Below are 14,581 nucleotides of genomic sequence, written 5' to 3'. Positions count from 1 at the left end.
TCATAGCGGTCAACCGTAAAAGCCTGTTCGCATATATGCTGCCGAACGCTGATCCCGGTCAATCAGCAACTCGGTACAGAAATGGGATTCCGCTGCACAGAATTAGAACGCGGCGATGCCCGTTATCGCCCGACCAAGGATCAAGGCGTGTACGTCGTGCGCACCTTCGTACGTGTTGACGGTCTCCAGGTTCATCAGATGCCTCATGACCTGGTACTCGCCCGAAATGCCGTTGCCGCCGTGCATGTCCCGGCTCATCCTGGCGATATCGAGTGCCTTGCCGACATTGTTGCGCTTGATCATGCTAACCATTTCCGGGGCAAACCGACCCTCGTCCATCAGTCGGCCGACCCGCAGCGAGGCCTGCAGTCCCAGCGCGATCTCGGTTTCCATGTCGGCGAGCTTCTTCTGGAACAGCTGCCGCCCGGCGAGCGGCGTGCCGAACTGCTTGCGATCGAGCCCGTACTGGCGCGCTGCATGAAAGCAGAACTCGGCCGCACCCATCGCGCCCCACGAGATGCCGTAGCGTGCCCGGTTCAGGCAGCCGAAAGGGCCTTTCAACCCCTCGACGTGCGGCAGCAGCGCATCGTCGCCGACTGCGACATCGTCCATCATGATCATGCCGGTGATCGATGCACGCAGCGACAGCTTGCCTTCGATCTTGGGTGTTTCCAGCCCTTTGAGCCCCTTGGTCAGAACGAAGCCGCGGATCGCGCCGCCATGCGCGTCCGACTTCGCCCAGACGATGAAGACGTCGGCGATCGGTGCGTTGCTGATCCAGGTCTTGGCGCCGGAAATGAGGTAACCGCCGTCGACCTTGCGCGCCCGTGTCGTCATGCCGCCGGGATCCGACCCGGCATCCGGCTCGGTCAGGCCGAAACAGCCGATCAGCTCGCCCGCGGCGAGGCCGGGCAAGAAGGCGCGCTTCTGCTCTTCCGAGCCATAGGCGTTGATCGGATACATGACGAGGCTCGACTGCACGCTCATCATCGAGCGGTAACCGGAGTCGATCCGCTCGACCTCGCGCGCGACCAGTCCATAGGCGACATAGCTGGCACCGACACCGCCATATTCCTCGGGGATGGTCGGGCCCAGCAGCCCCAACTCGCCCATCTCCCGGAAGATCGCCGGATCTGTGTGTTCGTTCTGGAACGCTTCCACGATCCGCGGTGCCAGTCGGTCGTCGGCATAGGCGCGCGCCGTGTCGCGGATCATCCGCTCGTCGTCGCTAAGCTGGTCATCGAGCAGGAACGGGTCCGCCCAATCATACTGCCCCATGCCCGCCATTACGCTCTCCTCTTTGCAGCAAGCGGTAGGGACACGGGCGGGCGGGAGCAAGCGTCAAGCCTCCTGGATCGTCAGAGCGGACAGTGCGATCGTCTTGCGCGTTCCGACCGGGGCGACCCGCTCGACCCGCAGCTCGCCGACCAGTTCGCGGGGCAACGACAGCGGTGTGGCCGAGATGCTCGCAAGCCAGTGCGACAAGGCCGCCCCGGTCGGCGCAGACAGGACCACGTGGTGGCGGGCGCCGATGAAGGTCGCGCTGGACCAGTCGGTCGTCACTGCCGATTCGGATGTTACCCGGCATCCGGCGGCCGCCGCGTCGGCGAGCAGCGCGCGTATCAGCGGAGCAGAGGGGTGGCGCGACCTCATGCTCCGTGCTCCGCCATGAACGCTTCCACCCGCGCCGTGACCCTGGCGCGCGGCACACGGCCGCGGCGCATGTCGAGCACCAGTCGCGGGTCGTTCACCGCACGACGCCCAAAGGTCGTTGCCGGTATGGCGTGCGCTTCCCGGTAGCGTTCGATCCTTCCCAACAGCGTCATGGCTCTTCTCCAATTCGCTCAACATGTTCCCGATCTGTTCTTCAATCTCCAACTTGTCTAGGATAATTTCCTAGGCTAATGATCCGGAATGGCGACGACCGATCCCCGCACCGCGCTGGCGGCGCTCGCCGACGAGCGTGGCGTCAGCCTATCGGCATTGTCGCGGATGCTGGGACGGAACGTCGCCTATCTTCAGCAATATGTCCGGCGGGGCAGCCCGAAGCGGCTGGAGGACGATGACAGGCGTCGGCTGGCCGGCTTCTTCGGTGTCGAAGAGGCGCGGCTGGGAGGACCGGTGCATCCGGCGGCGGCCGGATGGCGCATCCCGCGGCTGGATGTCGCCGCCGCCGCCGGGCCGGGCGCGTTCGTCGATACGGAACTGGCGCTGGGCAGCGACCTGATCGATCCAGCATTGGGGCGGCGACTGGGCCTGACCCGTGGTCAGGCGGCGATGATCCGGGTGCGGGGATCGTCGATGGAGCCGGGGTTGGTCGATGGCGACCAGATCGTGGTCGATCTGTCGTCGCGGACACCCACCCGGGGCGGAGCGGTCTTCGTCATCCGCATCGGCGAGGTGCTGATGGTGAAGCGGGTCCGCAGCGGCGTTGACGGTCTGGAGGTCAGCAGCGACAATCCGGCGGCCGCGCCTGTCCCGACCGGGCCCGTTGCCGTGATCGGCCGTGTGGTGTGGCAGATGCGCGCGGTGCGATAGCGTTATCGGCGGGGTCGGTCGCGCATCCAGATCAGCACTGCACCGGCGATCCCCACCAGCAGTCCGATCAGGAACCCCGGCGTCGCCTCTCCGAATGCGAACCCGATCGCTGCACCGAGCAGCGCGCCGATGGCGATGAGCGGCCCGCCGGCGGCGTTCGGTCGGCGTGGGTCGGGGGAAGTGGCCATCCCCGGCTACTGCCATGTCGACGACCGCCGCGCCAGCCGGTCTTCTCGCGCAAACGGGGCTGTCCCCCTGCGTCGCGTCAGGCTAGAGGGCGGAAATGTCGCGCTTCGGTCGGCGAGCGGGCCGGTGGGCGGTCGGCGCCAGCATCCTTCTTGTCGTCTCGCCGGCGGCCGTCGCATGGGCTCAGCAGCCCGTCATGCGCCAGGATCCGGTGCCGCTGGATCCCGACGCGCCGATGGCGCCGTTGCCCGACATCGGGGTGGACTGGCCGGACCTCGACAGCGCCCCGGCGGACGCCGCCACGGCATCGGCCGGCACCGACGTGGTCGCGCAGCGGCGTTACAGCTGGCGGATCGACGGGATCGATGCGGTCGCCACACCGCTGTTGCGTCAGCGCTTCGCCGATAACTCGACGCTGAACGCCAACGACGGATCGTCCGCCAACGCCGCCCAGCTGGATCGGCGCGCGCGCGAGGATGCCGACCTGCTCACCACGTTGTTGCGGGCCGCAGGGTATTACGACGCGCAGGTGGCAACGCGGATCGACCCGCCTACCGCCGCCGCGTCCCGCTCCGTCGTCGTGCTGGAGGCCACGCCGGGTGGGCTGTACAGGTTGACCGGGGTGACACTGGCCGGCGTCGCCGCCGCCGGGATGAAGGCCGACGACCTGACCCGCGCTTTCGGCGTTGCAGAGGGCGATCCGGCAGACGCGGACGCGATCGTCAACGGGACGACCGCGTTGGCCAGGACGGCAGGCCGCGAAGGCTTTCCGTTCGCGAAGGTAGGCGAGCCTGCGATAGTCGTGGACCGGGCCGCCAAGACCGCGACCCTTGCCCTGGACGTGGCGCCCGGCGGGCAGAAGACGTTCGGCGATATCGTCGCCTTACCCGGCAACCGCGTCTTCGGCCCGGATCACGTCGCGGAGATCGCCCGCTTCTCCCGCGGCGACCGCTACGATCAGGTGAAGGTCGACGATCTGCGCCGCGCCCTGATCCAGACCGGGCTGGTCTCGTCGGTCGACCTGACGCCGGTGGAGGGGCGGACGCCGGGCACGGTCGACATGGCCGTCAAGCTCGACCGGGCACCGCCCCATACGGTCGCCGGCGAACTCGGTTACGGCACCGGCGAGGGCGCCCGGCTGGAACTCAGCTGGACGCACCGCAACCTGTTCCCGCCAGAGGGGGCGCTGACGATCCGCAGCGTGCTCGGCACGCGCGAGCAATTGTCCTCGCTCGTCTACCGCCGCAACAATTTCCACGCCCGCGACCGGGTGCTGACGTTGCAGGCTGCGGCCGCCCACCAGAACCGCGACGCATACGATGCCAAGACCTACTCGCTATCGGGCACGTTGGAGCGGCAGACCAACATCTTCTTCCAGAAGACCTGGACGTGGTCGCTGGGCGCCGAACTGCTGACATCGGACGAGCGCGACGTGATCGTATCGACGGGAGAGCCGCGGCGGCGCACCTTCTTCATCGCCGCGCTGCCCACCAGCCTGATCTACGACGGCACCGACGATCTGTTGAACCCCACGCGCGGCTTTCGCCTCGGCGGCCGGCTCAGTCCGGAGGCGTCATTGCAGAATTCGGTGTTCGGCTACGCCCGAACCCAGCTCGACGCCAGCATCTATCGCAGCGTCACTCCCGACATCGTGCTCGCCGGGCGAACCCGGCTGGGCACCATCGTCGGCGCGCCGCGCGACGCGGTGGCACCGTCGCGGCGGTTCTATGCGGGCGGTGGCGCGTCGGTCCGCGGTTACGGCTATCAGTCGATCGGCCCGCGCGATCCCAACAACGATCCGATCGGCGGCCGCAGCCTGACCGAGTTCGCGATGGAAGCGCGCATCAAGTTGTTCGGATCGTTCGGGATCGTTCCGTTCCTGGATGCCGGCAACATCTATACCGATGCGTTGCCGCAATTCAGCAAGCTGCGTTTCGGAACCGGCTTGGGCGTGCGGTACTATTCGAACTTCGGTCCGATCCGCCTGGACGTCGGTACGCCGATCAACCCGCAGCCGGGTGACTCGCGTATCGCCGTCTACGTCTCGCTGGGACAAGCCTTCTGATGCGGCGCCTGCTCCGCCGGTCGTGGCGCGTCGTCGCGGGGCTGTTGCTGGCAGCGATCGCGATCGCCGTCGGCGCGCTCGTCGCGGTCGATACGCCGTGGGGCCATCGCCTGGTGGCGGAGCGGATCGGCACGATCCGCACGGCCAATGGCTTGCGGTTCGCGGTGGGGCGGATCGACGGTTCCCTCTACGCACAGGCGCGGCTCACCGATGTACGCGTCTACGACCTCGACGGACAGGTCTTCGCTGCGCCGCAGGTCATGCTCGACTGGGAGCCTTGGCGCTGGCTGTCGAACGAGTTGACGATACGTCGGCTCGACGTTCCGATCGCCCGGCTGGCGCGCCTGCCGCGCACGCGCCCGTCAGGAACGCGCGGTCCCGTATTGCCCGATTTCGACATCGATATCGGCCGCCTGACGATCGGTCGTCTCGAGCTCGCGGCGCCGGTATCCGGCCGGCCGCGCGTCGTCCATGCTCGTGGGGCGGCCGACATCCGTGCGGGACATGCAGTCGTCCGGCTCGCGGCGGTGGTCGGGGGAACCGACCGGCTGGCGCTGTCGATCGATGCGCGCCCCGACCGCGACCGTTTCGATATCGACCTGCGTGCGAGGGGGCAGCGCGGGGGGCTGCTCGCCGGACTGACGGGGGATCGGGGGCCGGTCGCGCTGATCGTCGACGGCGATGGCAGCTGGGCTCGCTGGCGTGGGAGCGCGCGGGGCAAGGTGGCGGGGGTCACCCTCGCCGATCTGGCACTCACCGCTGCCGATGGCCGTTATGCGATTGGCGGACACGTCGCCCCGTCTTCGCTGCTGACCGGCAAGGGGCAGCGTCTTACCGCACCGCGCGTCGCCGTATCTGGCGAGGCCAGCTTTCGCCACCGCCGCCTCGACGGTCGCCTGGGGCTGCGGTCGGCCGCATTGAGCGTCGAGGCCACCGGCGAGATCGATCTGGCTGCCAGCCAGTATCGCAACGTTCGCATCGACGCGCGGCTGGCGCGGCCCACCGCGCTCTTCCCGAACATGACAGGACGCAACATCGCGTTGCGGGCGATCGTCGATGGCCCGTTCGCGTCGGCCGGATACGACTATCGCATCACTGCCGACCGGCTGGCATTTGACGATACCGGGTTCGAGGCGGCGCGTGCCGCGGGGAAGGGACGCCTGTCCGGATGGCCCGCAACGCTGCCCGTCCGGGTGACGGCGGCACGGGTTACGGGATTGGGCACCGTCGCCGGCGGCATCCTGCGCAATCTGTCCGTCGACGGTGCGCTGCGCATCGCGCCGCCGCTCGTCACCGGCACCGGCCTCGTCCTCCGATCCGATCGATTGCGGGGGACGACCGCTTTGTCGCTCGATCTGCGCACCGGCCAGTACCGCGTGGGACTGGGCGGGCAACTCGGGCGCTACCTGATCCCCGGCATCGGCATCGTCGATGTCAATTCGGCGTTACAGGTGGTGCCCGGCCCCGGCGGTCGGGGCAGCCGGATCGTCGGGCAGGGCACGGCGATCGTGCGCCGGCTCGACAATGCGTTCTTCCGTTCGCTGACCGGCGGTCTGCCGCGCATCGCCACCGGGCTCGAGCGAGGTAGCGACGGCGTACTCTATTTCCGAAACGCCCGGCTGACCTCGCCCGCGCTCACATTGACCGGCAACGGCTATCGCCGGCGAGACGGCAGCTTCCATTTCGAGGGTAGTGGGCGGCAGGCGACCTATGGCCCGGTCGTGCTCGTGCTGGACGGGCCGATCGAGAAGCCGACGATCGATCTGCGCCTGTCCCGCCCCAACGAGGCGCTCGGCCTGCGCGAGGTTCGCGCGCACCTCGATCCGACGCCGACGGGATTCGCCTTCACCGCCGCGGGCGGATCGCGGCTGGGGCCGTTTCGCGGCAACGGTGCCATCCTGCTGCCGGACGGGGGACAGGCGTCGATCGCGATAGCGGCCCTGGATATCGCCGGTTCCCGCGGAAGCGGACGGTTGGCGATCGTCGACGGCGGCTTCGACGGTGCGATCAAGGTCACGGGCCCGATCACCGGTGACCTGCTGTTCCGGCCCGTCGGCGACGTGCAGCGCATCGAGGCGCATCTGGATCTGCGCGGTGCCCGATTTGGCGCCGCGGCCCTACGGCAGGGACGGATCGACGGATCGATCGTGCTCGACCCCGCAGGTCCGGTCGTCGACGGGACGGCACGGGGCGTCGGGCTGCGTTATGGCAGCGTGCGGCTCGCCCGGTTCGCCGCAACGGCGCGTCTGGCCGGCGGTACCGGGGAGGTGCGTGCCTCGATCGCCGGATCACGCGGCCGTGCGTTCGACATCCAGTCCGTCACCCGGATCCGCACCGACGGCTTCACCATCAACGCGCAAGGCACGCTGGATCGCCGACCGCTCTCCCTGGCGGAGCCCGCCGTCATCGTCGCGGAGGGTGACGGCTGGCGACTGCGGCCGACCCGGCTATCGTTCGCGGGCGGGGAGGCGCGGCTCGCGGGCACGTGGAGCGGCAATGGTCTGAGCGTCGAGGCGAGCAGCCAGCGCCTGCCGCTGACCATTCTGGACATCGGTTTCCCCGGGCTCGGCCTTGGTGGCAGCGCGTCGGGGACAGTCCGCTATGCCCAGGATGCCGCGGGCGTTCCGACGGGCCGTGCCGACCTGACGTTGCGCGGCGTCACCCGGTCGGGGCTCGTCCTGACTTCCGCTCCGATCGACGTCGGCGTCGCGGCGATACTGGGCAGCGAGCGGGCGGGGATGCGGGCAGTCATCGCATCGGGCGGCAAGACGGTGGGCCGCGCGCAGGCGAGGCTGACGACACTTGCCGGCGGATCGATCGTCGAGCGGCTGTCGGGTGCGAACCTGTTCGCGCAGCTTCGTTACGCCGGGCCGGCCGACGCGCTGTGGCGACTGACCGGCGTGGAGCTGTTCGACCTTTCCGGTCCGGTCTCGATCGGAGCCGACGTCACCGGGCGTGTTTCCGCGCCGCTGATCCGCGGAGCGGTGCAGACGGCCGGTGCACGGATCGAGAGCGCCACGACCGGCACCCTCCTGACCAACGTCCAGGCGAGCGGCCGTTTCGCCGGATCGCGGCTGGCGATCGATCGCTTCGGCGCCGATGCGGGACGTGGCGGCCGCGTGACCGGAACCGGCCAGTTCGACTTCGCCGCAGCCAAGGGCATCGGCCTCGACATCCGCCTGCAGGCCGACAGTGCGGTGATGATCGCGCGCGACGATATCGCAGCGACGGTCACCGGCCCGCTTCTCTTCCGGTCCGACGGCAGCGGTGGCACCATTTCCGGTGACGTGACGTTGAACCGGGCGAGTTACCGCCTCGGTCGCGCGACGGCGGCGAGTGTCGCGCCGCAGCTGAACGTGCGGGAGATCAACGTGCCCGGCGGGGACGGCGAAGACGAACGCCCGGCCGCCCCCTGGGTGCTGGCGCTGAACGCGCGCGCACGCACCGGCGTGATGGTCAGCGGCCTGGGCCTGACCAGCGAGTGGTCCGCCAACCTGAAGATCGGCGGGGCGCCGGACAATCCGTCCATCACCGGGCGGGCCAATCTGATCCGCGGGGATTACGAGTTCGCCGGTCGCGAGTTCGAACTGGAACGCGGCGTGATCCGCTTCGACGGTGAGGTGCCCGCCAACCCGGCGCTCGATATCGAGGCGAACGCCGACACGACCGGACTGAACGCCACGATCCGCGTCACCGGTAACGCCCTGAAGCCGGAGATCGGCTTCTCCAGCGTCCCGGCGTTGCCGGAGGACGAACTGCTGTCCCGCCTGCTGTTCGGCACCTCGATCACCAACCTGTCCGCTCCGGAGGCGTTGCAGCTGGCCGCCGCGGTCGCCGCGCTGCAGGATGGCGGCAACGGGCTGAACCCGATCAACGCGGTGCGCCGTGCCGCCGGGCTCGACCGGCTGCGCATCCTGCCGGCCGACCCGCAGACCGGCCAGGGTACGTCGATCGCCGCCGGCAAGTACGTGACGCGGCGCCTGTACGCCGAGATCGTGACTGACGGGCAGGGATATTCCGCAACGCAGGTCGAGTTTCAGGTGACCCGCTGGCTGTCGCTCCTGTCGAGCATCTCGACGCTGGGCCGCCAGAGCGCCAACGTCCGTATATCGCGGGATTACTGAGCCACGACGTCATCGGTGCGCCGTCCGCACGACGGCGCCCGCCCCGACGGACACCATAGTCATCTCGAGGGTTTATCCACGGACTGGGGCCGGGGGACTGAATGACGTTGCCGCAATATCTCTCGATCGCGACGCTGATCGGGATGATGGCCCTCTTCCTCTGGGGTCGATTCCGTTACGACGTGGTGGCGATCATCGCGCTGCTCGCGGCGCTGGCGCTGGGCATCGTCTCGCCCAAGGAGGCATTCACCGGATTCTCCGACGATATCGTGATCATCGTCGGATCGGCATTGGTCATCTCTGCCGCGGTACAGCGATCGGGGGTGATCGAGCGGGTGCTGGCGCGGATGTCGCGCCGGGTCACGCGCGTTCGGACCCAGCTTCTGGTGCTGGTCGCCTCGGTCGGGTTCGCATCGGCGCTGGTCAAGAACATCGGTGCGCTCGCGATGCTGATGCCGGGCGCGTTCCAGCTGGCGCGCAAGAACGACGCCAGCCCCTCCGTCTTTCTGATGCCGATGGCGTTCGCCTCGCTGCTCGGCGGGCTGATGACGCTGGTCGGCACGTCGCCGAACATCATCGTCAGTCGCGTGCGCGAGCAGATGACGGGGCATCCGTTCGGCATGTTCGATTACACGCCGGTGGGGCTCGGCATGATGGCGCTGGGCCTGATCTACCTGCCGATCGCCTATCGCCTGCTGCCGCAGGACCGGCGCGGCGCGCCGACGATGGGCGAGGCGCTGGACATCCGGGGCTATGTGACCGAGGCGGCGGTTCCGGCCGGCTCCCCGGCGATCGGCGAGACCGTGTCGGAGTTCCTGGACCGGCACGAGCAGGAGGTGACGATCACCCAGCTGGTGCGCGCCGGCATCCGGACGATGCCGCACGGCCATCTGCATCTGCACGAGAACGACACGCTGATCATGGGTGGCGAGCCGGATGCGCTGGAGCGTGTGATCGCGGGGGATCGCATGCGGCTGGAAGGCGAGCACGACCGGCGCGAGGAGGACGGCGACGAAGAGGTCGGGGTGATCGAAGCGGTGATCAACCAGGGCTCTCCGATCGCAGGCGAAACGCCGGCCGACCTGGCGCTGCGCCAGCGTTTCGGTGTCAGCCTGATTGCCATTTCCCGGCAGGGGGAGCGGCTGTCGCGACGCCTGTCGGAGACCGTGCTGCGCGCCGGCGACGTGATGGTGTTGCAGGGCGTGCTGCCGCGCATGCCGGAGCGGCTGCGGCTGCTCGGCTGCCTGCCGCTGGCGGAGCGGACCGTGCGGCTAGGCAGCAGCCGACGCGGCTGGTTGCCGATCGCGGTGCTGGGCATTGCGATGGGGGCGATGGGGTGGGTGCCGGTCGCCGTCGCCTTCTTCGCCGCCGCGGGCGTCATCATGGCGACCGGTTTGCTGCCGGTGCGCGAGGCGTACGACCATGTCGAATGGCCCATCCTGATCATGCTCGGCGCGCTGATCCCGGTTAGCGATTCGCTGCGCACCACCGGCGCATCGGACGTGATCGCGACCGGCCTGTCGCAGCTTGCCGCGACATTGCCTGCCTGGGGGGCCGTGGCGCTGATCCTGGCGGCGGCGATGGCGGTGACGCCGTTCCTGAACAATGCCGCGACCGTGCTGGTGATGGCGCCGATCGCCGCCACGTTCGCGGGGGACCTGGGCTATCGACCGGAGGCGTTTCTGATGGCGACGGCGGTGGGGGCGGGGTGCGATTTCCTGACGCCGATCGGGCACCAGTGTAACACATTGGTTTTAGGGCCGGGCGGCTATCGTTTCGGCGATTATGCGCGGCTGGGGGCGCCGCTGTCGGTGCTGGTGCTGCTGGTCGGTACGCCGTTGATCCTGCTCGTCTGGCCGCTGTAGGGTCGGGCGGCATCAAGGAGGCCTGCATGAACCAGCCAGCACGCGTCGCCCGGATTGAGCGGACCGGCAGACCCGAGGTGATCGAGTGGGTCGATGTCGACCTGCCGCCACCGGGCCCGGGAGAAGCGCGCATCCGCCACACCGCGGTCGGCCTGAACTACATAGATGCCTATCATCGCAGTGGCTTGTACAAGATCGACCTGCCCGGCGCGCTGGGATCCGAGGCGGCGGGCGTGGTCGAGGCGGTCGGGGGGCCGGCGGACGGGTTCCATGTCGGGGATCGCGTCGGCACGTTCGGGCCGTCGCGCGGCGCCTATGCCACGGCGCGCAACGTGCCGGTCGACCAGCTCGTCCACCTGCCCGACAGCGTCGACGACCGCACCGCCGCGGCGCTCCTGCTGAAGGGCGGGACGGCGGCGATGCTGATCGAACAATGCGCCAAGATACGGGCAGGACAGGCAATTCTTGTCCATGCGGCGGCCGGTGGGGTGGGCCATCTGCTGGTCGGATGGCTGAAGGCGATCGGCGCGGTGGTGATCGGCAGCGTCGGCAGCGAGGAAAAGGCGACGATCGCACGCGATGCCGGAGCGGACCACGTCGTGCTGCACCGGAGCGAGGACGTCGCCGCGCGGGTGCGCGAGATCACCGGTGGCGAGGGTGCCGCGGTGGTGCTGGACGGGGTCGGCAAGGCGACCTGGGCGGCGTCACTGGCCGCGACGGCGCGGCGCGGGATGATCGTAAGTTACGGAAATGCAAGCGGACCCGTCGACGGCGTGAACCTGGGCGCGCTGGCGGCGCACGGCTCGCTGTTCGTCACGCGGCCGACATTGTTCGACTATGCGACCACGCAAGGCGAGCGCCAGGCGATGGCGGACCGGGTGTTCGAGATGCTGTCGCGGGGTGCGATCGACCCGGTGATCGGGCAGATGTTTCCGCTGGAGGAAGCCGCCGCGGCGCACCGGGCGATGGAGGCCGGACAGACGCACGGCAGCACCGTGATGATGGTCTGAACCGCGCCGGACCTGCGTCAAGTGTACGTTGATCGTCAATGATCGGTTGACGAGAGGCAGGTGGGCGCGGCGCCCCGTTTCGTTCGGATGTGGCGGCGCGGCAAAGCCGCGTCGTCGGTCGGGGCGGTGCCCCGCCGGCCGGGCTTGGGAACGCGCAGGCAGCTCGGGTTACCTGCGCGTTCCCTGCGCATCAGCCGCTGTAGTACATGTCGTATTCGACCGGCGACGGGGTCATCTCCCAACGGGCGACCTCCGACCGCTTGATCTCGACGAACGCCTCGATCTGGTCCTTCGAGAACACGTCGCCCTTCAGCAGGAAGTCGTGATCGGCCTCGAGGCAGTCGAGCGCCTCGCGGAGCGAACCGGCGACGGTCGGCACCTGGGCCAGCTCGGCCGGGGGCAGGTCGTACAGGTTCTTGTCCATCGCCTCACCCGGATGGATCTTGTTCTGGATGCCGTCCATGCCGGCCATCATCAGCGCCGCATAGGCGAGATAGGGGTTGGCAAGCGCATCGGGGAAACGGACCTCGACCCGCTTCGACTTCGGACCGGTACCGTAGGGGATACGGCACGAGGCCGAGCGGTTGCGCGCCGAATAGGCGAGCAGCACCGGCGCCTCGTAGCCCGGCACCAGCCGCTTGTAGCTGTTGGTCGACGGGTTGGTGAAGGCGTTGACCGCCTTGGCATGCTTGATGATGCCGCCGATGAAGTAGAGGCACATGTCCGACAGCCCGGCATAGCCGTTGCCGGCGAACAGCGGCTCCTTGCCGTTCCAGATCGAGAAGTGGGTGTGCATGCCCGAGCCGTTATCTTCCTTGATCGGCTTGGGCATGAAGGTCGCCGTCTTGCCATAGGCGTGGGCGACCTGGTGCACGACATACTTGTAGATCTGCATGCGATCGGCGGTGGTGGTCAGCGTGCCGAAGGTCAGGCCCAGCTCGTGCTGCGCGGCGGCGACCTCGTGGTGGTGCTTGTCGCAGGGCAGGCCCATCTCGATCATCGTCGAGACCATCTCGCCGCGGATGTCGACCGCCGAGTCGACCGGCGCGACGGGGAAATAGCCGCCCTTGGCGCGCGGACGATGGGCCAGGTTGCCGCCCTCATACTCGCGGCCCGAATTGCCCGGCAGCTCGATGTCGTCGATCTTGTAGTAGCTGGTCGAGTAGCTGTTCTCGAACCGCACGTCGTCGAACATGAAGAACTCGGCCTCGGGACCGACATAGACGGTGTCGCCGATGCCCGTGGTCTTTAGATACGCCTCGGCGCGCTTCGCGGTCGAACGCGGATCGCGGGCATAGAGCTCGCCGGTCGAAGGCTCGACGATGTCGCAGAACACGATCAGCATCGGCGTGGCCGAGAACGGATCGGTGTAGACCGCGTCCAGATCGGGCTTCAGCGTCATGTCGGACTCGTTGATCGCCTTCCAGCCCTCGATCGACGAACCGTCGAACATAAGGCCGTCGGTGAACTCGTCCTCACCCAGCAGCGAGGCGACCATGGTCAGGTGCTGCCACTTGCCCTTGGGGTCGGTGAAGCGAAGATCGACCCACTCGATCTCCTCTTCCTTGATGCGCTTCAGGATGTCGTTGGCAGTCGCGGCCATGTCACTTGTTCCTTCTTGATCCCCCTCCCGCTCGACGGAAGGGGGCAGGTGGGCGTTGATGGATGGTGCGGGGAGTGCGGCACTGCCCTCCCCCGACCCCTCCCGCCAGCGGGAGGGGTGAAAGTCAGATCGCCGCCTCGTCGCGTTCGCCGGTGCGGATGCGGAGTGCGGTCTCGACCGGGATGACGAAGATCTTGCCGTCGCCGATCCGGCCGGTCTGCGCGGCGGCGGCGATCGCCTCCACCACGCGCTCGGCCAGCCCGTCCTCAACGACGACCTCGAGCTTCACCTTGGGCAGGAAGTCGACGACGTACTCGGCACCGCGATAGAGCTCGGTATGGCCCTTCTGCCGGCCGAAGCCCTTCGCCTCGGTCACGGTGATGCCGGACACGCCGATCTCGTGCAGCGCTTCCTTCACCTCATCCAGCTTGAACGGCTTGATGATGGCCTCGACCTTTTTCACGGCTTCCCCCGGTACGCGATTAGAACCCTCGCCCGCGTGGGACGATGCACGCAGCGTGCCATTCGGTGCCCCTCGGGGCAACCCCGGTGTGGGGGGAAATGGTGCTGGAAAAACGGGCAGGCGGGGTTGGGGTGCCCGGTTCGGGGGCAGGGGTGGGTTAATTCTGACGCTGCGCAGACCGGGGCCTTGCTGGGAGCGGGCAAGTTCGACCGCGGCAAGCAGCGTGCCGAGACAATCGATAATCGTCACGTTGGCGCTGGCCTCGGCCAGGACGGCGAGGATTGTGTTGAGGAAATAAGTTGCTCGGACTTGGCATCCATGACTCGGAAAGCCGCAGGTTAGATCCATTTTGGACCATTCTGCCAATAGTACTCTGATAGATGCGCCATTCCTTTCTCTATTTTTACGGCCAGTTTCATCTGGTTATGTGTAACCATTGATCGGTTGCTTCACGTGTCCACTTTAAACAATCGCTTGTGGCATGCTGTTCAGCTCTTATACTAGAGATAAACTGACAATGTCAGAGAAAGAATAGATGCGATACACAAGATTGTTAATAAGCATACTTGTTATCCTCTCACTGATCAATTGGACAAAAATTCAACGATCAATTTGGCCTGAAGATAAGCTTAATTCGGTTCAAACGGCAAAAGTACAGGTTATTCAGAGTAATCGAACCAATCAACAAGAATGGAGTTCATCCGATTATAAGATAGATACTTCTATC

General features: G+C 67.5%; 11 protein-coding genes. 5 read left to right on the top strand and 6 right to left on the bottom strand.

What is annotated here, in order from left to right:
• Positions 1–102 precede the first annotated feature (102 nt).
• The 3 genes from ABC319_RS05730 to ABC319_RS05720 are packed head-to-tail and all read right to left on the bottom strand — an operon-like array spanning position 103 to position 1,826.
• The gene (locus ABC319_RS05730; RefSeq protein ID WP_413069298.1) at positions 103–1,287 is read right to left on the bottom strand and encodes an acyl-CoA dehydrogenase; all 1,185 of its coding nucleotides are present in this window, start codon (positions 1,285–1,287) and stop codon (positions 103–105) included.
• Positions 1,288–1,341: 54 nt separating this feature from the next.
• Positions 1,342–1,653, bottom strand: a complete 312-nt coding sequence (locus ABC319_RS05725) for a hypothetical protein (RefSeq protein WP_413069297.1) — start codon at positions 1,651–1,653, stop codon at positions 1,342–1,344.
• A complete protein-coding gene (locus ABC319_RS05720; protein WP_413069296.1) occupies positions 1,650–1,826 on the bottom strand; it encodes a hypothetical protein in 177 nt (58 codons plus the stop codon). The genes ABC319_RS05725 and ABC319_RS05720 overlap by 4 nt, the downstream gene beginning before the upstream one ends.
• A gap of 88 nt (positions 1,827–1,914) precedes the next feature.
• On the opposite strand from ABC319_RS05720, the gene ABC319_RS05715 reads away from it, so the two are divergent.
• On the top strand, positions 1,915–2,538 hold the full coding sequence (locus ABC319_RS05715) for a S24 family peptidase (RefSeq protein WP_413069295.1): 624 nt from the start codon (positions 1,915–1,917) through the stop codon (positions 2,536–2,538).
• Positions 2,539–2,540: 2 nt separating this feature from the next.
• Here ABC319_RS05715 and ABC319_RS05710 read toward each other — a convergent pair whose 3' ends face one another.
• Positions 2,541–2,726, bottom strand: a complete 186-nt coding sequence (locus tag ABC319_RS05710; RefSeq protein ID WP_413069294.1) for a hypothetical protein — start codon at positions 2,724–2,726, stop codon at positions 2,541–2,543.
• A 95-nt stretch (positions 2,727–2,821) separates the two neighbouring features.
• On the opposite strand from ABC319_RS05710, the gene ABC319_RS05705 reads away from it, so the two are divergent.
• From ABC319_RS05705 to ABC319_RS05690, 4 genes are all read left to right on the top strand, one after another.
• Positions 2,822–4,789, top strand: coding sequence for an autotransporter assembly complex protein TamA (locus ABC319_RS05705; protein ID WP_413069293.1), 1,968 nt, complete (start codon positions 2,822–2,824; stop codon positions 4,787–4,789).
• Complete coding sequence (locus ABC319_RS05700) at positions 4,789–8,913, top strand: translocation/assembly module TamB domain-containing protein (RefSeq protein WP_413069292.1); 4,125 nt, start codon at positions 4,789–4,791, stop codon at positions 8,911–8,913. Before ABC319_RS05705 ends, ABC319_RS05700 begins: the two co-directional genes overlap by 1 nt.
• 101 nt (positions 8,914–9,014) lie before the next feature.
• Positions 9,015–10,778: an SLC13 family permease gene (locus ABC319_RS05695; RefSeq protein ID WP_413069291.1), complete on the top strand. Its 1,764-nt coding sequence runs from the start codon at positions 9,015–9,017 to the stop codon at positions 10,776–10,778.
• A gap of 26 nt (positions 10,779–10,804) precedes the next feature.
• Positions 10,805–11,788 (top strand): quinone oxidoreductase family protein, encoded by a 984-nt coding sequence (locus tag ABC319_RS05690; RefSeq protein ID WP_413069290.1) that lies wholly within the window; start codon positions 10,805–10,807, stop codon positions 11,786–11,788.
• Between the two features lie 190 nt (positions 11,789–11,978).
• Here the strand turns inward: ABC319_RS05690 and glnA are convergent, their stop codons facing one another.
• Together glnA and ABC319_RS05680 are read right to left on the bottom strand one after the other, a co-directional pair.
• A complete protein-coding gene (gene glnA / locus ABC319_RS05685) occupies positions 11,979–13,391 on the bottom strand; it encodes a type I glutamate--ammonia ligase (protein ID WP_413069289.1) in 1,413 nt (470 codons plus the stop codon).
• A gap of 124 nt (positions 13,392–13,515) precedes the next feature.
• Positions 13,516–13,854: a P-II family nitrogen regulator gene (locus ABC319_RS05680; protein WP_188658778.1), complete on the bottom strand. Its 339-nt coding sequence runs from the start codon at positions 13,852–13,854 to the stop codon at positions 13,516–13,518.
• Between the last annotated feature and the right edge of the window lie 727 nt (positions 13,855–14,581).

It is taken from the genome of Sphingomonas phoenicis (assembly GCF_047238005.1).
GTDB lineage: Bacteria > Pseudomonadota > Alphaproteobacteria > Sphingomonadales > Sphingomonadaceae > Sphingomonas.
Note: the sequence above shows the minus strand (reverse complement) of the source record. Positions and strands in the feature narration are given on the sequence as shown.